General features: G+C 53.5%; 23 protein-coding genes. 11 read left to right on the top strand and 12 right to left on the bottom strand.

Annotation, left to right across the window (positions count from 1 at the left end; genetic code table 11):
* Nucleotides 1-38: 38 nt before the first annotated feature.
* The 3 genes from rpmG to radC all read right to left on the bottom strand — a co-directional run bounded on the left by rpmG (nt 39) and on the right by radC (nt 1,253).
* Complete coding sequence (gene rpmG, locus BT114_RS06540; RefSeq protein WP_072325543.1) at nt 39-194, bottom strand: 50S ribosomal protein L33; 156 nt, start codon at nt 192-194, stop codon at nt 39-41.
* Nucleotides 195-227: 33 nt separating this feature from the next.
* Entirely contained in the window at nt 228-464 is a 237-nt protein-coding gene (gene rpmB / locus BT114_RS06535; RefSeq protein ID WP_072325542.1) for a 50S ribosomal protein L28, read from the bottom strand.
* Between the two features lie 114 nt (nt 465-578).
* Nucleotides 579-1,253 carry a RadC family protein gene (gene radC, locus BT114_RS06530; RefSeq protein ID WP_072325541.1) on the bottom strand — a complete coding sequence of 225 codons (675 nt, stop codon included), beginning with the start codon at nt 1,251-1,253 and terminating at the stop codon, nt 579-581.
* 224 nt (nt 1,254-1,477) lie between these two features.
* On the opposite strand from radC, the gene coaBC reads away from it, so the two are divergent.
* From coaBC to BT114_RS06500, 6 genes are all read left to right on the top strand, one after another.
* A complete protein-coding gene (gene coaBC / locus BT114_RS06525) occupies nt 1,478-2,722 on the top strand; it encodes a bifunctional phosphopantothenoylcysteine decarboxylase/phosphopantothenate--cysteine ligase CoaBC (RefSeq protein WP_072325540.1) in 1,245 nt (414 codons plus the stop codon).
* Nucleotides 2,719-3,180 carry a dUTP diphosphatase gene (dut, locus tag BT114_RS06520; RefSeq protein ID WP_072325539.1) on the top strand — a complete coding sequence of 154 codons (462 nt, stop codon included), beginning with the start codon at nt 2,719-2,721 and terminating at the stop codon, nt 3,178-3,180. The genes coaBC and dut overlap by 4 nt, the downstream gene beginning before the upstream one ends.
* 49 nt (nt 3,181-3,229) lie before the next feature.
* Complete coding sequence (locus BT114_RS06515) at nt 3,230-4,609, top strand: phosphomannomutase/phosphoglucomutase (protein ID WP_072325538.1); 1,380 nt, start codon at nt 3,230-3,232, stop codon at nt 4,607-4,609.
* Nucleotides 4,610-4,672: 63 nt separating this feature from the next.
* Complete coding sequence (gene argB, locus BT114_RS06510; protein WP_072325537.1) at nt 4,673-5,578, top strand: acetylglutamate kinase; 906 nt, start codon at nt 4,673-4,675, stop codon at nt 5,576-5,578.
* A 71-nt stretch (nt 5,579-5,649) separates the two neighbouring features.
* Nucleotides 5,650-6,261 carry a nucleoid occlusion factor SlmA gene (gene slmA, locus BT114_RS06505; protein ID WP_072325536.1) on the top strand — a complete coding sequence of 204 codons (612 nt, stop codon included), beginning with the start codon at nt 5,650-5,652 and terminating at the stop codon, nt 6,259-6,261.
* A gap of 73 nt (nt 6,262-6,334) precedes the next feature.
* Complete coding sequence (locus tag BT114_RS06500; protein WP_072325535.1) at nt 6,335-8,020, top strand: alpha/beta fold hydrolase; 1,686 nt, start codon at nt 6,335-6,337, stop codon at nt 8,018-8,020.
* A 75-nt stretch (nt 8,021-8,095) separates the two neighbouring features.
* On the opposite strand, the gene BT114_RS06495 is transcribed toward BT114_RS06500, so the two are convergent.
* Nucleotides 8,096-8,794: an outer membrane protein gene (locus BT114_RS06495; RefSeq protein WP_177247054.1), complete on the bottom strand. Its 699-nt coding sequence runs from the start codon at nt 8,792-8,794 to the stop codon at nt 8,096-8,098.
* 271 nt (nt 8,795-9,065) lie between these two features.
* Between BT114_RS06495 and BT114_RS06490 the strand changes: the two genes are divergently transcribed.
* Nucleotides 9,066-10,658, top strand: a complete 1,593-nt coding sequence (locus BT114_RS06490; protein ID WP_143142779.1) for a bifunctional helix-turn-helix transcriptional regulator/alpha/beta hydrolase — start codon at nt 9,066-9,068, stop codon at nt 10,656-10,658.
* A gap of 70 nt (nt 10,659-10,728) precedes the next feature.
* Here BT114_RS06490 and BT114_RS06485 read toward each other — a convergent pair whose 3' ends face one another.
* Nucleotides 10,729-11,388 carry an outer membrane protein gene (locus BT114_RS06485; RefSeq protein ID WP_072325532.1) on the bottom strand — a complete coding sequence of 220 codons (660 nt, stop codon included), beginning with the start codon at nt 11,386-11,388 and terminating at the stop codon, nt 10,729-10,731.
* A 699-nt stretch (nt 11,389-12,087) separates the two neighbouring features.
* Here BT114_RS06485 and BT114_RS06480 point away from each other — a divergent pair.
* Nucleotides 12,088-12,909 carry a DUF3943 domain-containing protein gene (locus BT114_RS06480; RefSeq protein WP_072325531.1) on the top strand — a complete coding sequence of 274 codons (822 nt, stop codon included), beginning with the start codon at nt 12,088-12,090 and terminating at the stop codon, nt 12,907-12,909.
* Nucleotides 12,910-13,058: 149 nt separating this feature from the next.
* On the opposite strand, the gene BT114_RS06475 is transcribed toward BT114_RS06480, so the two are convergent.
* On the bottom strand, nt 13,059-13,616 hold the full coding sequence (locus BT114_RS06475; protein ID WP_072325530.1) for a hypothetical protein: 558 nt from the start codon (nt 13,614-13,616) through the stop codon (nt 13,059-13,061).
* A 113-nt stretch (nt 13,617-13,729) separates the two neighbouring features.
* On the opposite strand from BT114_RS06475, the gene BT114_RS06470 reads away from it, so the two are divergent.
* Complete coding sequence (locus tag BT114_RS06470) at nt 13,730-15,994, top strand: YgiQ family radical SAM protein (RefSeq protein ID WP_072325529.1); 2,265 nt, start codon at nt 13,730-13,732, stop codon at nt 15,992-15,994.
* A 37-nt stretch (nt 15,995-16,031) separates the two neighbouring features.
* Here the strand turns inward: BT114_RS06470 and BT114_RS06465 are convergent, their stop codons facing one another.
* The 6 genes from BT114_RS06465 to BT114_RS06440 form a co-directional block, all read right to left on the bottom strand.
* Nucleotides 16,032-17,162: a hypothetical protein gene (locus BT114_RS06465; protein WP_072325528.1), complete on the bottom strand. Its 1,131-nt coding sequence runs from the start codon at nt 17,160-17,162 to the stop codon at nt 16,032-16,034.
* An 18-nt stretch (nt 17,163-17,180) separates the two neighbouring features.
* Nucleotides 17,181-18,314: a hypothetical protein gene (locus tag BT114_RS06460; protein ID WP_072325527.1), complete on the bottom strand. Its 1,134-nt coding sequence runs from the start codon at nt 18,312-18,314 to the stop codon at nt 17,181-17,183.
* A 43-nt stretch (nt 18,315-18,357) separates the two neighbouring features.
* On the bottom strand, nt 18,358-18,984 hold the full coding sequence (locus BT114_RS06455) for a PilW family protein (protein WP_072325526.1): 627 nt from the start codon (nt 18,982-18,984) through the stop codon (nt 18,358-18,360).
* A complete protein-coding gene (gene pilV, locus BT114_RS06450) occupies nt 18,971-19,474 on the bottom strand; it encodes a type IV pilus modification protein PilV (RefSeq protein WP_072325525.1) in 504 nt (167 codons plus the stop codon). The genes BT114_RS06455 and pilV overlap by 14 nt, the downstream gene beginning before the upstream one ends.
* Nucleotides 19,471-20,016, bottom strand: coding sequence for a pilus assembly FimT family protein (locus tag BT114_RS06445; RefSeq protein WP_072325524.1), 546 nt, complete (start codon nt 20,014-20,016; stop codon nt 19,471-19,473). Before BT114_RS06445 ends, pilV begins: the two co-directional genes overlap by 4 nt.
* A 104-nt stretch (nt 20,017-20,120) precedes the next feature.
* Nucleotides 20,121-22,364, bottom strand: a complete 2,244-nt coding sequence (locus tag BT114_RS06440) for a primosomal protein N' (RefSeq protein ID WP_072325523.1) — start codon at nt 22,362-22,364, stop codon at nt 20,121-20,123.
* Between the two features lie 132 nt (nt 22,365-22,496).
* Here BT114_RS06440 and rpmE point away from each other — a divergent pair, with 132 nt between their 5' ends.
* Together rpmE and BT114_RS06430 are read left to right on the top strand one after the other, a co-directional pair.
* Nucleotides 22,497-22,712, top strand: a complete 216-nt coding sequence (rpmE, locus tag BT114_RS06435; RefSeq protein WP_072325522.1) for a 50S ribosomal protein L31 — start codon at nt 22,497-22,499, stop codon at nt 22,710-22,712.
* Nucleotides 22,713-22,980: 268 nt separating this feature from the next.
* Nucleotides 22,981-24,252, top strand: coding sequence for a malic enzyme-like NAD(P)-binding protein (locus tag BT114_RS06430; RefSeq protein WP_072325521.1), 1,272 nt, complete (start codon nt 22,981-22,983; stop codon nt 24,250-24,252).
* Nucleotides 24,253-24,331 lie beyond the last annotated feature (79 nt).

Below are 24,331 nucleotides of genomic sequence, written 5' to 3'. Positions count from 1 at the left end.
GCGCAGACCGGGTTTTTTCAGTATAAGGAGGCCATCAATTACTTGATCTTGGCTTCCTTGTACGCAACAACCTTGCGAACGACCGGATCGTACTTGTTGCGTTCCAGTTTTTCAGGGGTGTTACGCTTGTTTTTCATCGTGGTATAGAAGTGGCCGGTGCCGGCGCTGGATACCAGTTTGATTTTCTCACGCATGTTGTCTGCTCCAGTGTAGGGTCAAGCCGAAGCTCAGACCTTTTCGCCGCGCTTGGCAATATCGGCCAGAACCTGGTCGATACCTTGCTTGTCGATGATGCGCAGACCCTTGGTGGATACGCGCAGTTTTACAAAACGCTTCTCGGACTCAACCCAGAAACGGTGAACGTGCAGATTCGGCAGAAAACGACGACGCGTTTTACGCTGCGAATGGGAAACATTGTTTCCGGTCAGCGGCTTTTTGCCGGTAACCTGGCAAACCATGGACATTGTATGCCTCCAGTCAATCTAAGGGCGCAGGTGATGGAAAATGAAAGGGCGCCTTTATACCAGAAAGGCAGCCTGCAAACAAGCTCGTACCATCCGGGAAAAAAAGCTGCGGCATTATAGCAGACCTCGGGCAACAAAAGACACAGGTTCTCCATCTCCAATAATCAGATGATCCAATACCCTTACATCAACACTCGCCAGCGCTTCTTTTAAACGCCGGGTAATCAGCTCATCGGCCTTGCTGGGTTCAGCAATGCCGGAAGGGTGGTTGTGTGCAAAAATCACCGCAGCGGCATTGTGCGCCAGCACCAGCTTCACCACTTCACGCGGATAAACAGATGCGCCATCCAGCGTGCCACGGAACAGGATTTCAAAATGCAGCACCCGGTGCTGATTATCCAGCAGCAACAAGGCAAAAACTTCATGAGGTAAATCACGCAGCTGCAGCTTCAGGTAACGCCCGGCAGCTTCCGGGCTGGTCAAGCCTTCGCCCCTTTTCAATTCAGCCTCCAGATGGCGATGAGCCATTTCCAGCACCGCTTGCAACTGGGCAAACTTGGCCTGTCCCAGGCCCAGATGCTGACAGAACTCTTTTTGATCCGCTTGTAATAAAGGACGCAGCCCACCAAACGCCTGCAACAGGTGTCGCGCCAGATCAACGGCACTCTTGCCGCTGACACCGGTGCGCAAAAAAATTGCCAGTAACTCGGCATCCGACAAGGCTGCGGCACCACGTTGCAAGAGTTTCTCCCGCGGGCGCTCATCTTCTGGCCAGTGATTGATACCCATGCGTTGCTGCCTCCATGTAAAAAAGCCGGTGATAACCCCACACCCACCGCCCTGCCTTTCATCTGCCGTCAGCCCAGCAGCATTTGCCGATCCAGATCAGCCTTTTGTCTGCGGCGTAACAGGGACTGACCGGAAACAACAAAGCATTCATGGCCCGGTATTTCTCAGACAAACAGGAAACATGATAAGGTTAGCGTCCTTTAACCAAGGGGGTCGAACCAACCATGACCGGGCTTACCAACAAACGTCTGCTGCTGGGTGTCAGCGGTGGAATTGCTGCTTACAAAACTGCCTTTTTAGCACGATTGCTGGTCAAGGCAGGAGCAGAAGTGCGGGTGGTGATGACCGATGGCGCCCAGGCTTTTGTACAACCCCTGACATTCCAGGCGCTGACCGGGCATCCGGTTCATACCACCCTGCTGGACCCGGAAGCCGAAGCCGGCATGGGCCACATCGAACTGGCCCGCTGGGCTGACCTGATACTGATTGCCCCGGCCAGTGCTGATCTGATGGCACGCCTGGCGGGTGGCCTGGCTAACGACCTGCTGAGCACCCTGTGTCTGGCCACACCGGCACCGGTGCATCTGGCGCCAGCCATGAACCAGGGCATGTGGCAACACCCCGCCACTCAGCATAATGCCAGCCTGCTGGCTCAACTGGGTTACACCCTGATTCCACCTGAATCCGGTGAGCAGGCCTGCGGTGATGTCGGGCCCGGTCGCATGCCGGAACCGGAAACCCTGCTGCACTGGATTGAGCAGCACTTTGCCACTGCAACCAACAACACGGTACAACCGGCTACCGGGCTGCGTATCACCATCACTGCCGGCCCCACCCGTGAACCCCTGGATCCGGTGCGTTATCTCAGTAATCACAGCTCCGGCAAGATGGGTTATGCACTGGCAGCGGCAGCAGCAGAACTGGGTGCCGAAGTACATTTGATTTCCGGGCCAGTGCAATTGGCTGTGCCTGCCGGGGTGCAATGCCTCCCGGTCACCACCGCAGAGGAAATGCTGCAAGCCTGTGAAGCCCGGCGTAACCAAACCGACCTGTTCATCGCCTGCGCCGCCGTGGCTGACTATCGTGCTGAGCAGGTGGCTGAGCACAAGATCAAAAAACAATCCGGTCAGGATGCCATGACCCTGACCCTGGTGAAAAACCCCGATATTCTGGCGCAGATGGCAACTGGCTCACCGCGTCCTTTCTGTGTCGGCTTTGCAGCCGAGACCCAGAACGTTGAAGGTTATGCACAAGACAAATTGCTGCGCAAAAACCTCGACGCCATTGTGGCCAACGATGTCAGTGATCCCGGCATCGGTTTTGGCAGCGATGACAACCGCGTCACCCTACTGCTGCGCAAGGGTGAACACACTGAAATCCGCCCCCTGCCTCAAAACAGCAAACAGCAGCTCGCCCGCCAGCTGCTGCTGGAGTTACTGACTTTTTACAAGGAACAACAACAGCCATGAATCACCCGAAAGTTGCGGTCAAACTGCTTGACCCTCGCCTTGGCGACAGCCTTCCTTTACCAACCTATGCCACCGAGGGTTCTGCTGGCATGGATCTGCGTGCATTGCTGGACGAAGCCCTGGTGATCCAGCCGGGTGAAACACATTTAGTCCGCACCGGGCTGGCCATCCATCTGGCTGATCCGGGGCTGGCCGGCGTGATCCTGCCCCGCTCCGGCCTGGGCCACAAACACGGCATCATTCTGGGTAACACCGTCGGCCTGATTGACTCAGACTACCAGGGTGAACTGATGATCTCGGTCTGGAACCGCAGCCAGAAACCTTTCACCATGGAACCCGGCGAGCGCCTGGCCCAGTACGTTGTTGTACCGGTGGTTCAGGTGCAACTGGAAGTGGTGACAGACTTTGCTGCCAGTGAGCGAGGTGCCGGTGGGTTCGGCAGCTCCGGACGCCACTGAACCAGACCAGACAAGCAAATAAATGACCTTTTAATGGAGTGACCCGCGCATGACTGACGTACCGGCCTCAATTTTCCGTGCTTACGATATCCGTGGTATTGTTGGTAAAACCCTCACGCCCGAAATTGTCCACCAGATCGGCCTGGCACTGGGTTCTGAGGCCGCAGCACGAGGTGAAACAGCCGTGGTGGTCGCACGTGACGGGCGCGTCTCCGGACCGGAAATGATCACTGCCTTGAAAAAAGGCCTGACAGAAACCGGACGCGATGTGATCGACATTGGCATGGTGCCCACTCCCACCCTTTATTATGCAGCCAAAAAGATTGCCGGAACCCAGTCCGGCATCATGGTCACCGGCAGCCATAACCCACCGGACTACAATGGCTTCAAATGTGTGCTGGGGGGTGAAACCCTGTCCGGTGCAGCCATCACGGATCTTTACCGTCGCATTCAGGCATCCGACTTCAAATACGGCGTCGGTTTTGAAAAAGCCGCGGATGTGCGGGAAGACTACTTGAAAGCCATCCTTGAATCGGTGCAACTCAAGCGCCCGTTAAAAGTGGTGGTGGACACCGGTAATGGTGTGGCCGGTGAACTGGCACCACGGCTGATGCAGGAACTGGGCTGCGAAGTGATTCCACTGTTCACCGAAATTGATGGCACCTTCCCCAACCACCATCCCGATCCCGGCAAACCGGAAAACCTGAAAGACCTGATTGCCAGCGTACAGGCCAATGAAGCGGATCTGGGTCTGGGTTTTGATGGTGACGGTGATCGGGTCGGTGTGATTACTCCCTCCGGCACCCTGATTTATCCTGATCACCTGATGATGGCTTTTGCCGAAGACCTGCTGAGTCGCAATCCCGGTGCCAAAATCATTTATGACGTGAAGTGCACTGGCAACCTCGGCAAGGTGATTGCCGCCGCCGGTGGTCAGCCGGAAATGTGGCAGACCGGCCACTCCCTGATCAAGGCACGGATGAAAGAAACCGGTGCCCTGCTGGCCGGAGAAATGAGCGGTCACATCTTTTTCAGTGAGCGTTGGCTGGGCTTTGATGACGGCCTTTATGCCGCTGCGCGACTACTGGAAATTCTTTCTGCCCAGGAGCAGAATGCCGATGCTTTCTTCAGCCGTTACCCGCAAGACCTGAGCACACCGGAAATCAACGTCACAGTTACCGACGAAAACAAATTTGATCTGGTGCAACGCCTTGCCAATGAAGGACAATTTGGTGACGGACAGAAAACCACCCTGGATGGCATCCGGGTGGACTATGAAGACGGCTGGGGGTTATGCCGCGCCTCCAACACCACCCCGGTGCTGGTACTGCGTTTTGAAGGCCGCACTCCAGAAGCTCTGGAGCGCATCAGCAGCACCTTCCGCAGTGCCCTGCAGCAGGTGGATGCCAGCCTGGCGCTGGACTTCTGAGCAGCAACCACCCGAACAACCCAGACCAATGTTTCTGACCCTGACCTGATCCGAGTAAATACCATGACCCAGACTTCATCCGCCAACAGCCCACAAACCACTGTTAAAGTGCTGTCCGAAGCCCTGCCCTACATCCAGAAGTTTTCCGGCAAAACCCTGGTCATCAAGTACGGCGGCAATGCCATGACCGAAGACGACCTGATTGACTCCTTCTGCCGTGACATCGTGCTGTTGAAGGAAGTCGGCATCAACCCGGTGGTGGTGCACGGTGGCGGCCCACAGATCGGTGAGCTGCTGGAACGCCTGAAAATCGAGTCCCGCTTTGTCAACGGCATGCGCGTGACCGATAGCGAAACCATGGACGTGGTACAGATGGTGCTGGGTGGACTAGTCAACAAGGAAATTGTTACCCAGATCAATCTGGCCGGTGGCAAAGCCATCGGTTTAACCGGCAAAGATGGCCAGTTGATCAAAGCCAGAAAACTCAAGGTCAAACACAAAACCCCGGAAATGACCGCACCGGAAATCATCGATATCGGCCATGTCGGTGAAGTGGAGTCGGTGGATGTTGAGCTGATCGAAATGCTGGCCAACCGGGATTTCATTCCAGTGATTGCCCCCATCGGGGTGGATGCCAAGGGTGCGTCTTACAACATCAATGCCGACCTGGTGGCTGGCAAGGTAGCCGAGGCCCTGCAGGCTGAAAAACTGATCCTGTTGACCAATGTTGCAGGCCTGCAGGACAAGCAGGGTCAGGTACTGACCGGCCTGTCCACAGCACAGGTGGATGCCCTGATTGAAGATGGCACCATCTATGGCGGCATGCTGCCAAAGATCAACTGTGCACTGGAAGCAGTCAAGGCCGGGGTTCACACTGCCCACATCATTGATGGCCGGGTGCCCCACGCGACCCTGCTGGAAATTTTCACCAATGCCGGTGTTGGTACTTTAATCACCAATCACTCTTGATCACCCCACTTGGCTTAATCACCCATTTGGCTTGATCACTCATCAGAACCGAAGGTAACAGGCAGACCAACGTGCAAGAACAGCAGCAGCCCGCAAAACGCAAAAAAACTGCCCAGCGCCGCGATGAAATTCTGCAGGCGCTGGCACACATGCTGGAAAACCAGCACCAGGGCCGCATCACCACCGCCATGCTGGCCAGGGAAGTCGGTGTATCCGAGGCCGCCCTTTATCGGCACTTCCCGAGCAAGGCCAGCATGTACGAAGGACTGATCGAGTTCATCGAGGAAAGCCTGTTCACCCGCATCAACCTGATCCTGAAAGAACAGACCGGCACCCTGCTGCGTTGTGAGCACCTGCTCACACTGGTGCTGGCTTTTGCAGAACACAACCCCGGGCTTTGCCGTCTGCTGACCGGTGAAGCCCTGGTCGGTGAAGATGAAGAATTACGACACCGCATCACCCGGGTGTTTGATCGCATCGAAACCCAGATCAAACAAGTGCTGCGGGAAACCGAAATCCGTGAAGGGCGCAAGGTTGCTTTGCCGGCAACCGCAGCAGCCAGCATGCTGCTGGCCATCGTGGAAGGCCGTATCGTACAGTTTGTGCGCAGCGACTTCCGGCGTCGTCCCACCCATGAATGGCCCATCCAGTGGGCCCACCTGGCGGAAGGGCTGGTGCACTGATACAAAACCTTGTCAGGATATTACATCCCGATAAAAACAGGTAAAATGCAGGCCTCTGACTGAAGGAACTGTCATGCTAACCGACGCCCTGGCACCAACCCAGACTGATCAGCCATCCAGCAATACACTACTACTGGATTGTGCTCGATTACGCCAATTGGTTCTCGACGTTATACATGACCGCCAAAACTACGAGGTGCTACTCGATTATCTGGAACCAGTCACGCTGACACCGCACGGACTCGATACTGAAAGCACACTAACACTGGCACTACTACTCAGTGAAGTGGAACATCAGGCACGACTGAATGATCGACTGCATCAGCTCACTCAACATGCAACAGCGGCCACGTTGGCGCTGAGTGAAGCAGGCATCATTCTGGCTCTCAATACTGCTGCCGAGCAGGCCTTTTCTGCAAAACCAGGTGACAACCACGAACAGCTAGGCATAACCGAAGCTGATTTTCAGGCCTTTCAGCAGCGCATGCTTACGATAGATGGGCCAACATTGCTGTACACCACACCAATCAATTCAACCAGCATCACCAATGTTCTGGTAGGCAGCTACCATCAGGAAAACCAGATTTACCTGCTACAAGCACTCCAGTCCAAGTGGCCAGAGTCCATCGACCGCGCACTGCAGGCAGTTTTTGGCCTGTCTGCATCAGAACGCATGATTCTTTCCTGCCTGGCTGAAGGCATGACCAGCGAACAGATCAGTGAACAACGCCAACGCTCTTCAGCAACTGTACGCCAACAGATCAAAGCTGTCATGAGCAAGCTCGGATCCCATCGTCAGAATCAGGTCGTTGCACTTGCTGCTTCAGTGGCCAGCAGAACCCGCCAATTGCTGCCAGCGCATGGCCAGCCTGACCAGTTTTCCAGACACTCCCTGCAACTGGGAGAGTTTAAACGAGGGCACCGCAGAATCGGTTGGCGTCGTTTTGGTCACACCAGAGGCAAACCTGTACTGCTGCTGCATGGCCCTTTTTTTGGTGCCGGAGAGTTTGAACAGGATCGGGCACTGGCCCAGGCGTCGAGGCTGAATGTGTTTGTCATTGAACGCCCCGGTTATGGACGTACCCATCCCCCAGCCCGAAACAGCGATCTGCTGCAGACCCAGGTAGATGACTGTCTTGCACTGCTCAATCATCTGGAACTACCTGCCGTCACCCTGCTCAGTCATGAAACAGGCATCATCCCAGCGCTGGCGCTGGCGACACAGCAACCAGAGCGCTTTCTGAAACTACTGGCTGTTTCACCATCAACCCCCTTTCCAGCAGATACACGACTTGATGGCATTCCCAGATCGCAGCGCATGATGCTCTGGTCTGCCCGCAACGCAATCTGGATCACCCGATTGTTGATCCGGCTTGGCATGGTTCAGAAACGCAAGCTCGGTCCTGAACACTGGGTTCAGGCCGTATTTGCACCTGACTCACAAGATCTGAAAGTGCTGCAGCAGGATACCAGCCGCCAGGGTGTACTGGGTGCTTACAGCTTCAACTACACCCAACATGGTCTGGGGCTGGAGCTTGACATGCAATTGCTAATGAGTGACTGGGCAGATTTAATTCCAAAGATCCAGATACCTTGCCAACTGTTAACCGGACAGCTCAATACCACCACTCCACCAGATGCCATTGCCGGTTATTACATCACAAACAATCCCGTCATTACCCTTGAGGTACTGCAGAACGCAGGGCAGAGCCTGTGCATCGATCACGCCGAACATCTGTTCCATGCCCTGGTAAATTAAAAAGCCAGACTCACGTGAAGTCTGGCTTTGTTTTTGCTTTTTCTCTTTTATTGTGTAAATGCCAAACGCAGGGCTTCAGAAGCGATAGAGCAGGCTTAATTCAAAACCTGTGGCGACAATTTTGTCAGTTTCAACTTTTCGACCGATATTTCCAGCCGCGTCCCAGGCGTCCAACACATCAAAACCGGACGCCCTGACACTCTGAAGCTCGGCACGGATACGCAACTGATCCAGAACAGCATAATCTACACCCAGTCCAGCCCCCATCGTCTGCAAAGCTCCCGCGTAGCTGTACCGGGCATAGTCACCACCCCCATCAGAGCCTTCCCACTGTGACTCCGCCTCAGTCAAACCGTAGGTGAGACGACCATAAACCAGAAGATTATCCATCACCAGGTAACCCGGAATAATGGCAAGCGCATAACTCTGCCCCAGCTCTGTCTTTACCTTGACGAAATTCGACCACTCAGGATGATTCTCTTCCTTACCGGTAGCAACACCCAGCTTTGAACGATATTGAAACTCTCCACCCAGATAAAACTGACCGAACGTCCTGCCGTAACCAACCAGCAAACCCAAGGCAGTTGCACTTCCTGCCTTGCTTTTGGTTGTGGCATTATCTTCAGGCTGGCTGAAGTCTGTCAGCTTAACCTCACTGTCAATGCTGAAGCTTGCCAACGACACCCCGGCATAAGCTCCATCAAAAGATGATGCACCCGCCACACCCCAGCTCATAAGCCCTGTCACTGCCACTGCCATCAATTGCTTTTTCATCATTTGCTCCCATTCATGACTATTCAGGATCAATCAAACGATGGGCATCCTACGATGGCGATCAACATTCAGAAATCCGCCAAGTGGTACAAATTCCGGATTTTCAGCATTGCCTCAATAAAACTGGAGCATTAATATCCGCTGAACCTATATTCATAAGGTACTGACTGTGCCATTAACCTCTACCGACCTATCATCCGCGCAGTTGGATCAATTGGTACGGTCTGTTGCCAGTCAGCCTGAAGCCTTCCATCAGCTTGTTTTGGCCCTGATGCCAATGATTGCAGGTGAGCAACCCCTGGCAGCAGAAACAGCACTGACACTTTCAACAGCATTACACGAAATTGAGCAGTTGGTGGCTGAACAGGACCAGCTCTTCACACTGATCAACAATCACAACGCGCCAGCCATTGCACTGAATGAAGCGGGTCAGATCCTGGCACTGAACACTGCCGCAGCCCAGTTGTTTCATATTTCTACCGGTGATGGCCTGGCTTCACTGGGTATTCGCCGTCAGGACTTCGTTGCATTTCATCAGCGACTGATGAACGTGCCTGGCCCCACATTGATCAAGACCCAGCGCCTTGCATCCCGAGCTGACAACCTGCCATTAATCATGATGGGGCGTTACAACGCTCAATGGCAGGCATTTGTACTGGAAGCGCTGCAGCACGCCTGGCCACAATCGATTGATCAAGCCATTAAGGCACTGTTTGGTCTTTCTACCAGTGAACGCGAAATTCTATCTGGTCTTGCTCGCGGACTGCATGCTGAGCAGCTGGCCGATGAACGTCAGCGCAGCGTCACCACTGTGCGCCAGCAAATTAAAAGCCTCTTGCAGAAAATGGGCGTTTCCAGTCAGTTGCAGGCAGCAACCCTGGCCGCTACAGCGGCAGCCCAGGCCATTAACGACCGTCTGAACAACCAGTCGTCATCCATGCCGCGACTGCCAATCACCAGTCAGCTGCAGGTTGGAGAAATCATGCGCGCTCAACGGCGTATTGGCTGGCGTCGTTTTGGTGACCCACAAGGTCAGAAGATACTGATGCTGCATGGCCCCTCTTTTGGTGCAGGGGAATATGAAATCGACCGCAGTGCCGCAACCAAGCATCATCTGGATGTTTTTGCCATCGAGCGGCCGGGTTATGGTCGTACTCAACTGCCCAATAGAAGTGAAGATGTGCTGGACTGCCAGATCAACGATCTACTGGCCTTTATGGATGATCAACAGCTGGAACAGGTCACCCTCCTGGCCCATGAAGCCGGATTGATTCCTGCACTTGCTCTGGCCTGCCGCTCCCCCGAACGTATCAAGGGCATCCTGGCCATCTCAGCGGCCCCCCCCTTCCAACGACTGGAACAGATCAATGCCATGCCAGCACATCAGGCGATTTTTATTCAGGCCGCTCGCCATGCTCCCTGGCTGGCCCGCCTGATGATTCGTCTGTTAATGGTACGCACCCGACACCTGGGCCCTGAACGTTGGACTGAAGTGATTTTTGAAGGCATCCACCAGGATCAACAGGTGATCCAGCGCAATCAGCATCGTAGCGGCGTCATCGGCTGTTACTCCTTCTACCTGAACCAGCTAGGGGCGGGATTTGAAGTGGACTTGAAGATGATGCTAAAAGACTGGAGCAGCCTGTTTTCGCTTGCACCCTGCCCTGTTGTGCTGATGCATGGTGATCACAATACCACCACCCCAGTACGCACCCTGGACATCTTCCGGCAACTCCAGCCCGCAGCCGACATCCGCATCATTAAAAATGCCGGTCTGACGTTGGCACTGTCCCATAGCGAGCAAATCTATCAAACCCTGGCGGAAATAAATCAGGGTAGAGGCATCAGTACACCATCTGGATAATAAAAAACCCACCCCCGCAAAGGGATGGGCAAGTTCGCTGTACACTTCAGGCTGCAGGGTACTTTACCAATCAGAAACGATAAAGCAGGCTCAACTCAAAACCCGTGGTGGAAATTTTTTCAGATTTCACAGCCAAAGTATCAGTTCCTTGAGCTGTTTTAAACTCGGCATTCGATGAGCTTAAAGTCTGAACCTCTCCTCGCACCAGCAACTGCTCAGAAACAGCATAACTGGCACCGACACCAAAACCTGTGGTTGTTAATGCAGCCCCATAATCAAAAACTGTATTACCACCCTGTACAATTTTGACGTCTGATTCTGTCAGGCCATAAGACAAGCGTCCATAAACCAGCAGGTCATCCCTCACCAGATAACCAGGCAGCACAGCAATGGAAAAACTTTGTCCCAGCTCATTTTTAAACTTGCCGGGGCCGCTCATATCGACATCAGCCGTTGAATCACCCATGCCAGAGCGATAATTAAACTCACCGGCCACATAAAAACGATCAAAACTCTGACCATAACCGGCCAGCAAGCCCAAGGCAGAACCAGATCCAGACTTACCCTTCTCATTGACTACATTATTGCCATTAAAAACAACATCTGCGCTCATCTCGGTACTGAAGCTTCCCAGCGATACACCCGCATAGATGCCATCAAAGCTGGATGCACCGGCCACACCCCAGCTCATCATGCCCGCCACTGCCACTGCCATCACTTGTTTTTTCATTTTCAGTTCCCATCGTGGTTGTTATCAATCAGACGATGGGTATCCTGCCCCGATGGTCAGCACGCAACATCTACCATCTGGTATAAGCGGTAAAAAATGTGATGGATTTCGCACTCTTAGGTTTTTTTCTTTTCCCATGCTGCTGGTATGTGAGAGTCCAATGCGTGCATGCCACTCACAACCTTGTACGCATTTGCATACATTGCTGAATGCAATGCACAGATTTACTGCCTGATTTCCTTGATTCCAATCAAATAAAAACCATATCTCATTGAACTTTAACAATAAAGATCAACTACCTTGTTTATGTCAGGCACTTTCAGCCCCTTCCCAAGCCCTGGAAAGCTGTTAATCTGTGTTCGTCATCAGGGAGCAGGACACAGGATGACAGGGATAAAAGGATGTAAGGGTGCAGGTCAAGGGAGGCCGGGAAGGCCAGACAGGAATGCATCAGGACGGGTTCTGGAGAACCAAGGCAAGGATTGGCACATAGGTTGAGGATCAACCGGATCAATTGAAGGAAACAACCATAGGATGGGTTGTCAGCATGGAACGCGATAATGGAACCCCGCGGGCGGCTACAGGCCGCCCTTATTTTTTTCCCTATGCTACAATCAGCGGCAATTTATCGACCTATTATCTGGACTGGTTCTTGCTATGCTGACAGGAAGACTCCTTCTTCTACTGGCTCTTTTTTGCTTGCCTACCCTGGCTCTGGCCAACATCAGCAATGCTCACCCGCATACTGAAACATCAGCCAACCTGATCTGTCACAGCCTGGCCTGTCAGCACCTGGCTCAGCTTTACACGCCAGCTTTCGCAGCATTACAACAGGAATCTGAACCATCCACTCAAACCGAAATGTCAAAATCCCGCCGCATGATCCGGGAAACCCGAAATATCGGGATCATGTCGCTGGGCATCATGGCGGTGCTGTTTGTGATGCCTGAAAACATCTCCAAATGGGATCGTAGCGAGATGACTTTCAGTAATCTCGGTGACAAATGGATTGAAAACAACAAGGCAGGGCCGGTCTGGGATCAGGATGAATGGCCGGTGAACTACATTGGCCATCCGTATTTTGGTGCTGCTTATTATGTTGTTGCCAGGAATCAGGGGCTTACCCCTTTAGAATCAGGGGCTTACTCCTTCGCGATGTCCACCTTCCTGTGGGAAATGGGTATTGAAGCTCTGGCAGAAATCCCCTCAAAACAAGATCTGATTGTCACTCCCTTGATTGGCTCCGTGGTGGGTGAAGCCTTTTTCACCTGGGAACAGCGTATCAAGGCCAACCAAAACGAACTGATGGGGTCACGGGCACTGGGCAATACCACCTTGTTCCTGTTGAACCCGGCAGGCAGCCTTTCCGCACGGATCAATCGCGCATTTGGTGATGATGAACCCGTCACAGGTGCTTATACTCAACTGGTTTACAGCCCAGCCTACCAACGCTTTGAGCCAGGCAGCGGTTATACAGCGGAGCCTTCGTGGGTGGGTGTTAAGGTCGGCTTCCTCTTCTAGGAAGCCACTGATTAATTATTGCACTTGCCCATGCCGCGTTGAAATTGATCTCAAAATACTCATTTACTACGTGTAAACTCCGCTTTTTCGATCAATTTCGCCTTGCCTGACCTGCGCTCATCACATTAATCAGCCGTTCCTTGGGCTTCCTAGGATGAAAAGTTAAGCACCACAAAAACTTCAACCTGACTGTTTAATCGAACATCCTCGTCCAGCGCCGGGCTGGATATTTCAACACTGAAGTGGTTGTACCTCACACCCGTTTCCAGTTGCCAGCCTCGACCCAGAGGATACAGTACCCCAGCCTGCACTCCACCGGACAAGCCGGACTGGTAGTCATCCTTGCCACGCAGTGCGGAGCCCAGCTCCAGATCCACTACGCCACCAAATACACCTGCAAACGCCTGCCAATCACCACTAACCTGCCATAGACGCTCATAACTGGCATGAATGGTTCGTGTATTCACTTCATCCCAACTGTAAAGATTCAGGTCAGCCACCACCCTAAAAGTGGGATAACTGACACCGAGCACTACCCCGACACCTGTACCAGTATCATCCTTGATGCCACTGAAATCCGCACTGGCCTGACTAAAGCGCAAACCGGCCAGGGTGGCTACATCAGATGCGGCAACAGCCGGCAGCGCCATACCGATCAGCAATAACCCGGAACCAATGAATCGAAGACAGCAATTGAAACGAGGCATAACACTTCTCCAGAAAAACTCGGGGCAGCATACCGCTTTTTCACTGACGCTTCACCCCGGATCAGGTAAAATGATCCAGATCAATTTCCCTTCTGCTGCACCCCGGATATCCCATGCCTGCACCTGTTGCCACACACGCCAATACCTCACCTGCCAGCACACGCAAGATCTTTGACTACCCAAAATACTGGGCAGAATGCTTTGGTACTGCGCCTTTTCTGCCCATGAGTCGGGAGGAAATGGATCAACTCGGCTGGGATCGTTGCGACATCATTCTGGTGACCGGGGATGCCTATGTGGATCACCCGTCTTTTGGCATGGCGGTGATCGGGCGCACCCTGGAAGCTCAGGGATTCCGGGTCGGCATCATTGCTCAACCAGACTGGCAATCCAAAAACGACTTCATGAAACTCGGCAAACCCGAGCTGTTTTTTGGTGTGACCGCCGGCAACATGGACTCCATGATCAACCGCTACACGGCCGATCGCAAAATTCGCTCTGATGACGCCTATACCCCCGGCGGCACAGCAGGCAAACGCCCGGATCGCGCCAGCCTGGTGTACACCCAGCGCTGCAAGGAAGCCTGGAGTGATGTACCGATTGTACTGGGTGGCATCGAAGCATCATTACGGCGTATTGCCCATTATGACTACTGGCAGGACAAGGTACGCCGCTCCATCCTGCTGGATGCCAAAGCCGACATCCTGCTGTATGGCAACGCCGAACGGGCACTGGTGGAAGTGGCGCATCGCATTGCCCAGGGCGAACCTGTTTCGCGGATCACCGATGTGCGTGGCACGGCCTTCATCCGCAAGGATACCCCCGCAGACTGGCTGGAAATTGACTCCACCCGCGTGGATCGTCCCGGACGCGTGGATCAGATCATCAACCCCTATGTGAACACCCAGGACACGGCTGCCTGCGCCATCGAGCAACAAAAAGGCGCACAACAACAAGACCCGCTGCTGGACGCACAGACCGAACAAGCGCTGGAACTGCTGACTGCCGAACAGGCTGCCGAACGCAAGCGCCTGGAAAAGCTGGTGCGTGGTGAAGGGCGCGACCACACGGTGATTCGCCTGCCCAGCTTTGAGAAGGTGGCCAAAGATCCGGTACTTTATGCCCACGCCAACCGGGTGCTGCACCTGGAAACCAACCCCGGCAATGCCAGGGCACTGGTACAGAAACACGGTGAACAGGATCTGTGGGTCAACCCACCACCGATTCCGCTGACCACAGAAGAAATGGATGCGGTGTTTGACCAGCCCTATGCTCGTGCTCCTCACCCGGCTTATGGTGATGCCCGCATCCCGGCCTGGGAAATGATCCGCTTTTCCGTCAACATCATGCGCGGCTGTTTTGGTGGCTGCACCTTCTGCTCCATCACTGAACACGAAGGGCGCATCATCCAGAACCGCTCCAAAGGCTCTATCTTGCGTGAAATCGAAGCCATGCGGGATCAGGTCAAGGGTTTCACTGGCGTGGTGTCCGACCTGGGTGGCCCCACCGCCAACATGTACCGACTGGCCTGCAAGGACCCGGAAATTGAAGCTGCCTGCCGTAAACCTTCCTGTGTTTATCCCGGCATCTGCCAGAACCTGAACACCGATCACTCTTCACTGATTGAACTCTACCGCGAAGCCCGCGCCCTGCCCGGCATCAAAAAGGTGTTGATTGCCTCCGGCCTGCGTTATGACCTGGCAGTGGAGTCTCCGGAATACGTGAAAGAGCTGGTCACCCATCACGTGGGTGGTTACCTCAAGATTGCACCGGAGCACACCGAAGAAGGGCCCCTGTCAAAAATGATGAAGCCGGGCATTGGTAGTTATGACCGCTTCAAGCAGCTGTTCGACAAGTTCTCGAAAGAAGCCGGCAAGGAGCAGTACCTGATTCCCTACTTCATTGCCGCCCACCCCGGCACCACTGATGAAGACATGATGAATCTGGCGCTCTGGCTGAAGCGCAATGGCTTCCGGGCTGACCAGGTGCAGGCGTTTTACCCCTCACCCATGGCCACTGCCACCGCCATGTACCACAGCGAGCGCAACCCGCTGCGCAAGGTCAACTACAAGAGTGACAAGGTGGATGCCATCAAGGGTGAGCGCCAGCGCCGCCTGCACAAGGCCTTTTTGCGTTACCACGACCCGAAAAACTGGCCACTGCTGCGTGAAGCTTTAAAAAACATGGGCCGTGCCGACCTGATCGGTTATGGCAAAAAACACCTGATTCCCCCGACCGACCCGATCAAGGGCACCGCTAAAGCAGAAGCCTTCAAAAAAGGTACCAAGCCAGTGCTGACCCAGCACACCGGGTTACCACCAAGGGATAAGGGGTACACAAAAAACAAAACTAAAATGAAAAAGCAAAAAGGCCGGTGATTAAACCGGCTATTAGCTTTCTCTTATAATTGAAAAATCAGAAGCTGTAATCTATTGCAAAATCAGCAATGACTTTCTCATTTGGGACCACATCATTCTGATCAACCAGATAAAGATCTGCAGCGTTATTTAGATGGATTCTATCAGCCACAATTGAAGCAATTGCAGCCTTACCATTTTCAATACTTACATTTGACGATGGAGCATAAATAAAACCATTAAACAAATTGGTTTGCCCGTTTGTACCAAGAACAATTTGCGGACTATAACCATCAGCAACAATTATATTGTAAAAATAATCCGTGTTGCTTTGATTAATCGTAAGCCTGCTATTTCCAGCAACATAAAGTGTTACAATCTTATTTGCTCCAGGAGCCACAGAGTAAGAGCCAGGAAGATTTAACGATACATTTGATGTCAGTGAGATATTGTAGCTCGCAGACCGCTGATTATCAAAGTGATCCTTAAGCATCTCCCGCTCACTTGCACTCAGTATATTACCCGGTTTTATATCACTACAAGGCAGGTCAACACTATTAGCCGAGTTACAATCATTACCATTACCTTTATCACATACTTGCGCTTGGTTATCACACTGCATCGGCTGCACAGTCATCAAACCTCTATTTTTATAAAAATCATCAAACCCTGAATCAGGATCAGGGACAAAGCTAACATTTGTCCGCATTTGAAAAACTGACATGACATTAGTGTCTAACCCCTGAAGTGCTGAAACAACAAAACTTAACCTATTGTTTGTAGCACAATAACTCATAGAACTCGGATGCTGAGAGTCGACCCACCAACGAATTTCAGGCTGATTGTTTGAACTCGAGTAAAGCATCTTTGCTGAAACAACCCCGTAACCAGCAAGATCAAGCAAATCCTTGAGATCTTCCTCGTCATTCAACTTATTCCAGTTACACTCACATTGTCCTTGCATGCCTCCAGTTTGACAATCAGGGTTGCCACTCACACGAGTGCGCGCCCTATAAATACCAGCCTCAGCAGCACTTTCCAGGCTGGGTTTATGCATTGTAGAGGTCGCAACACGCTGCTCCGCACCTGTACGGTCGATGGAAGATACAACAATCACGCCAACAAACAGCATCATCAATAAGGCCAGGGCCAGGATAAAGCCGCCTTGTTGTTTGTATTGATAATTCATAACCCACCTGCCTGAAAGTTAAAAAGCAAAGTCAAAGTCTGGCGCTTCCGAGCTGTACACCGTATTTACGGTGTTCTCAAAACCATACTCACCATCAAAACCATCCAGATCGGTACTGGAGCCGAAATGCAGGTTGGCTGCAATGATCGACAAGCCGGTCTGAGGAGTACCGGGCATACTGGTCACGTTTGAATAGGGCGCAACAAAAACCCCGCGAATACTGTTGCTGCCCGTAGTATTGATGGTCAGTGACCCAGCTTCCTTCATCAGCAGAATGACTGGGTAAGTGGTGCTCTGAGTGAAGGTCACTGTACCTGTACCCTCAACCACCATGACCGCTGCACCAGTCAAGCTACTCATCGGGAAGGTCGGGTTGGTGTTACTGTTAAGCGTAATGACTGGCAACCCGAGGCTGGCAGGGTCCATATTCAAGACCTGATCGACTGTACTTCCTGCTGAAAGATCTGCCTGTTGGAAGTCACTGGCAATCAGATCTGCAACCTTTTTGCCACCGATGGTGTTACTTTTCTGGGGCTGCGTAGTGGTCGGCACACTATTCAGGAATACCACCTGGTCTTCCAGCATATCCAGCAGGTCATTCACTGGTGAATCCGGCGGGAACTGCGGCACCTGAATCACAAATTGGGTAGCCGCCAACAAACGTGCCACCGGATTACTCAAATCTGCTCCCACCTGGCTACCGGCAACCAGACGAATACGACAGAAATCACCCAGATTGCTGCTGGCACCAGTACAAGGCTTGGCAGGGTCTTCAATGACACTGGAGTCCAACCAGTAATAAACCTGTGGGCTGGTCATATAGGTGTGCTTCTGCGCCACCGACCCCTTCCCATCAAGATTCAGAAAAGCCAGCAGACTGGCCTCTGAAGCAAAGGTGTCGCGCACACACTCAAATGAGGCTTGCAGAGTGGTTTTACGGCAGTCACTTTCCGCCAGCCTGCTGCGCACCCGGCTAAGTGCTGCATCCAAGGCTGATTCCATACTGGGCCGATGCATGGCTGATGTTGCCATACGATCTTCAGTGCCCGTGCGATCGATGGAGGTGACCACAACCACCACCACAAAAAGCATGAACAACAAGGCCAGCGCCAGCACCATGCCTTTTTGCTGATAAAGCCGGGAAATTTTCATACCACCACCTCCGGAAGCGCTCAGGCAAAAGCAAAACGTCTGCCTAGGGTCCACTAGCCAGTTCTGATTGGCGTGCACGCAGTACAGTTGAAAAGCCATGCTGAAACCCTGCTGCAAGCGGCGGCCGGGCTGTCAAGGTCAGGGTGGCATTCAAACCGATCACATTGCCTGCAGTCACACTGCCACAGCTTTCATACTCAATAATGCCATCTTCCCAGTCACTGGAATCGTATGCTGCGGATGAATGCAAGGCACACTCTAACGCCAGAGCTGAGACACCAAAGGCCACGATCACCCCCGATGTATCATTATCCAGCCGACACTCCAGGTTATTACTGTTAATAAGGTAGGTTTCTGTCCAGGTCGCATTTGCAGCACGCGTTGCTCCATGGCAATCCAGCGTATTGCCGCCTGAGACACGACTTAACGTCACCTGGGTTGCTGATACGCTAGCAACCTGCTGAGCGGCACGAATACTCCGCTGCATCATCCCGCTGGCAAAGCGCAGGGTTTCCTGAATGTCTTCATAAGCCCGCACGGTAGTCTGGGCGCGGGTGATGGCCGCAATGCTGCTGGCAATCCCCGTAAGCAACAGTGCACCTACAGCCAGGGCCACCAACAGCTCTACAAGAGTGAACCCCTGCTGGGGTTTCGCATTAGTTGCAAGCATTGCGATACTCCACCACCAGGGACTGATGAATAATGGTATTGGCTGGATTGTTAAAGTTAATTGAGAAATCAAAGCGCCAGTAGCGGTTTTCTTCTATTTTTTGGCGTTTGGCTGCTGTATTTCCTGCATTGGCATCTTCGTAATCAGCCACCAAAACCGCTGTCCAGCCGCTGCGGGTACCTGTCAGGTGATCACTCGCCCAGCCTGTGCGTATCCTGCTGAGAAAGTCATCCATATCACTACCAATCAAAGCATTCATCTGGGCTTCATCTTCAATCGCCAGATAACAAAGATTCAGCCGCAAGCGCTCAGCCATGTCCTGAGCCATCATGGCGGCCATGTTGCGGTTATGGGCCTCGAATGCCTGCTGCTGCCCCCGCACCTGCAAAGTGACCATGGCAATCAGGCCAATCACCACAATGACGCCTGCCACCAGCACTTCAATCAGGGTAAAGCCCTGCTGTTGATGTTGGGTTACACGTTTCATCATTGGCACTCACTTGTTCCGTTGGCCTGGCGGATCACCACACGGCCATTAAAACAGACTTCTACCTGCCGGGTATTGGCAGCACCCACTTGAACCTCAATAAACACAGGGGTTCCAGCTGTTGCTGCTGGCTGGCGATTGCCCAGGGCTTGAAAGCTCAACTGGTGGTTACTTACACCAGAAAAAGAGAAAGTGGCCTGAGGTGTCAGCTCGAACACCTTGACGCGCAGGGGTGTACCTGTTGTCGGCACACTGAAAACCCCCATAAAACTGGCTGGTGTTGTTCCACAACTTGTTGCAGTTGCCGAAGCAATAAAACAGAGCCGATGCTCCTGACGCAGGCGGCTCGCTTCGTTGCGGGTATAAAGAAGTGCGCTATAGGCTTCATTGGTGGCAGCGGTCAGCCTGCTGCGATCAAGCATGCCTTGGCCTGCTGGCATGGCAATGCCAAAAATGATGCCTACCAGTGCCAAAACCACCAGTAGTTCCAGCAGGTTAAATCCTTTCTGCCGGTGCCTGAGCGTCAAAGAAGAGGCGGGAAGCATAATTCGTCCCTGCAAAGTTTGAAATCGTCTGATTAACTATATTCACCTATTGTCACACAAGCAAGATAAAGAAACGTCTGACAAACATCATGGAACAGTATTTTTCAGAACAGGTCATCCGGGTCAACATCCACTGACCAGCGCACCTGTCGCGCTTCCGGCAACCCTTCCAGCCAGGGAAGCAGGCGTGCCAGCATTCGGTGAATCGGTGCACGTTTCACCGAATGCAACAACAACTGCATGTGATAGCGCCCCTGACGCCGCTCCATCGGGGCCGGCACCGGTCCTAACAAGGTCAGCGGATCAGCATCTTCTGCTTTCAAGTGGCGTGCCTGTTCTGCCAGACACAACATCAGTGTTTCGACCGCTTCTCGCCGATGTGCTTCGGCACGCAGCAGTGCCAGATGCCCATAGGGCGGCCACTGGCTGCGGCGGCGTTCTTCCAGCAGCTCCAGTGCCAGCGCTTCATAACCCTCAACACACAGACGCTCCAGGCGTGGATCATCACTGTGGTGAGTCTGGATGATCACTTCTCCGGAGTTTTCTGCCCGACCGGCCCGACCAGCCACCTGAATCAGCAGTTGCGCGGTGCGCTCCATGGCGCGGGGATCACTGGAATAAAGGCCATGATCAGCATCCAGTACCGTGGCCAGCGTCACCGCCGGAAAGTGATGGCCCTTGGCCAGCATCTGGGTGCCCAGCAGTATTGCCGGGGTCTGACGGGCAATCTGATCCAGCTTGAGATCCAGATCATTACGGTTACGGACACTGTCACGATCCAGCCGGATCACTGGCATCTGCGGGAAGCGCGCCTGTAGGGTTTCTTCCGCTCGCTCGGTTCCGGCACCCAGCGGCACCAGTTCGGGGTGTTCACATTTTGGGCATTGCTGGGGAATCGGTTGACGAGCGTCACAGTGGTGGCAATGAAGCCTGGCCGGTTCACGGTGCCAGGTCATGCGCGCATCACACTGCAGGCAACCGGCAATCCAACCGCAGGAAGGGCACATCAGCACTGGCGCAAAACCACGCCGATTCAGCAATACCAACACCTGATGTCCGGCATCCAGATGTCGCTGCATGGCCTGCAGCAGCGGTTCGGAAAAACCACCATTCAACCGACGGTTACGGATATCCAGTAATCGCGGGATTGGCAGCTTTACATCTGCTCCGGGACGCGAGCGCAGATGCAGCCATTGGTAATCACCCTTGCGAGCATGCGCAAGGCTTTCCAGGGAGGGAGTGGCTGAACCCAAAATCACCGGCACCTGCTGACGCTTGGCCCGCAGTACGGCAAGATCCCGTGCCTGATAACGCACACCATCCTGTTGTTTGAAGGATGCGTCATGCTCCTCATCGACCAGAATTACACCCAGTCGAGGCAGCGGAACAAAGATCGCTGAACGTGTCCCCAGCACCACTGATGCCTTACCTTCTGCCGCTGCACGCCAGGCTTCCAGCCTTTCCCGATCGGTCATGCCGGAGTGTAGCGCCACCACCCGCCGATTAAAGCGGTGCTGAAAGCGACTGAGCGTCTGAGGTGTCAAGCCAATCTCGGGAATCAGCACCAAAGCCTGCTGCCCCTGCTCCAGCACCCGCTGAATCAGTTGCAGGTAAACTTCGGTTTTGCCGCTACCCGTTACCCCTTGCAATAGCGAAGGGTGGAAGCCTTTCTGGTGAGCCAGCAGTTGCTCCAACACCTGCTGCTGTTCTGCCGTTAAACGCAGCGGCACTTCGGCCAGCACACTTTTTGGCTTGTGGTCTACAACAGGCAGGTCGGGTAATCCAATTCCTCTGGGTTTATGCCCCAACTGCAATGGCTCGATCCATCCTCTGGATTTCAGGCCCTGCAGCATGGCTGGTGTAAAACCTTCGGTCTGGAGTTTTTTCTGGGTCAAGGGCTGCCCCGCAGCCTGCAAGTGACGCAGCAAGGCAGCCTGACGTGGCGCTCTGACAAGCTCAGTCGCTTGTGCCTGCCGCCCTTCTTCTGTCAGTTGCCAGCGGGGCTCCTGGGGTGGGTGCAGCGCTTGCCCTTGTCTTAACAGGGCCGGAAGCGCCGCCTGAATCACTTCACCAATCGGCTGGTGGTAATAGTCAGCAACCCAGTTGAGCAACGCCAGGTGGGAGGTATCAAATAGGGGCTGCTGGTCCAGATAAGCAAGGGCTGCCTTGATTTTCCCCGACGCCACATCACTCTGCTGCACCTGCCCCATCACCAGGCCAACCAGCTGCCGGTTGCCAAAAGGCACCTGCACACGCACGCCTGGCTGCGGTAATGGCTGACCAGCCACGGGCCAGTAGTCAAACAGGCGGCGTAAAGGGGTAGGCAAGGCGACCTGGATCAGTGGCATGCAAGGACTCGGATAAAAAGTTTGGCGTGCTGCAGTCAGCCTGATAGAATACGCGACCTTAATTCCCATTGACACCCTGTGCGGTGCCTGGCAGCAGATCAGGTGGCGGCGCAGCTTAAAACGAGGTTTATCATGAAAGAAGGCATCCACCCGGAATACAAGACCGTTGCTGCCACCTGCACCTGCGGCGCAACTTTCAACATCAACTCCACCCTGGGTGAAGAAACCATCTCCCTGGACGTTTGCTCCAACTGCCACCCCTTCTACACCGGCAAGCAGAAGCAAGCAGCCAGCGGCGGTCGTGTTGAGCGCTTCTCCAAGCGTTTTGGCAACCGCAGCACCAAATAAGCTTCCATTATACCGAAGCGCTAAAGGCCGGGACTTGTCCCGGCCTTTTTATTGGCTCACCCTATCAGGACTTCAACCGGATTGCGGCCAAAAACCGCACCATTCCTTCGCCTTATCGCCAGCAGCCATAGCTTGTGGCTCACAGCAATTTTATATATGCTCCTTAGACCTTAGTAAAAAGCCTGAGCCCAGTCTCGCCACAAGCCATCTGCGCAGCAGGCCAATCAAAAACTTTCCTTTTGTAAAGCCCACATAGCGAATAAAGATAATGTCTCAAGATATGAAACAAGCCGCCCTGGACTACCATGCCAATCCGATCCCAGGCAAACTGAGCATCGAGCTGACCAAACCCACCGCTACCGCAAAAGATCTGGCACTGGCTTACAGCCCTGGTGTTGCAGAGCCAGTGCGTGAAATCGCCAAGGACCCTGAACTGGCTTACAAATACACCGGCAAGGGTAACCTGGTCGCCGTTATTTCTGACGGTACTGCCATCCTGGGTTTGGGCAACCTTGGTCCACTGGCTTCCAAGCCCGTTATGGAAGGCAAGGGTGTACTGTTCAAGTGTTTTGCTGGTGTTAACTCGATTGACATCGAAGTAAATGCTGAAAGCCCTCAGGCCTTTATCGATACCGTTGCTCGTATTGCCGATACCTTTGGTGGTATCAACCTCGAAGACATCAAGGCTCCTGAGTGCTTTGAAATCGAGCGCACCCTGATTGAACAGTGCAACATTCCGGTATTCCATGATGACCAGCACGGCACTGCGATTGTTACCGCCGCAGGCATGATCAACGCCCTGGAGCTGGCCAACAAAAAAATCGAAGATGCCAAAATTGTTTGCCTGGGTGCCGGTGCAGCAGCCATTGCGTGCATGAAGCTGCTGGTTTCCTGTGGTGCCAAAAGCGAAAACATCTACATGCTGGATCGCAAGGGTGTTATCCACGCCGGCCGTGATGACCTGAACCAGTACAAGGCAATGTTTGCCAATGAAACCAACAAGCGCACGCTGGATGATGCACTGGACGGTGCCGACGTATTTGTAGGTCTGTCCGGTCCGGACCTGATGTCTGCTGAACAGCTGATGAAAATGGCCGCCAACCCGATTGTGTTTGCCTGCTCCAACCCGGACCCGGAAATTCGTCCGGAAGTGGCCAAGGCCGCTCGTAACGATGTCATTATGGCCACTGGCCGCTCTGACTACCCCAACCAGGTCAACAACGTACTGGGCTTCCCCTTCATCTTCCGCGGTGCTCTGGATGTGCGTGCATCAGCCATCAACGAAGAAATGAAAGTTGCTGCTGTTAATGCCCTGAAAGATCTGGCCAAAGAGCCGGTTCCCGCTGAAGTACTGAAAGCCTATGAGCTGGACAAGCTGGAATTTGGCCCTGAGTACATCATTCCAAAACCCATGGATACTCGCCTGCTCGGCCGCATTTCTGCCGCTGTTGCACAGGCCGCTGTGGATTCTGGTGTTGCTCGCCTGCCCTTCCCGGCCCATTACCCGCTGACCAGCATCCACGACGTTTACGGCAAATAATTACAGCTACTGGTAAACCTCCAAAAAAACCGGACCCCAAAAGGGTCCGGTTTTTTAGTTATTTACACTTGGGAGCCCC

The sequence above is a fragment of the Marinospirillum alkaliphilum DSM 21637 genome, assembly GCF_900119735.1.
GTDB lineage: Bacteria > Pseudomonadota > Gammaproteobacteria > Pseudomonadales > Halomonadaceae > Marinospirillum > Marinospirillum alkaliphilum.
Note: the sequence above shows the minus strand (reverse complement) of the source record. Positions and strands in the feature narration are given on the sequence as shown.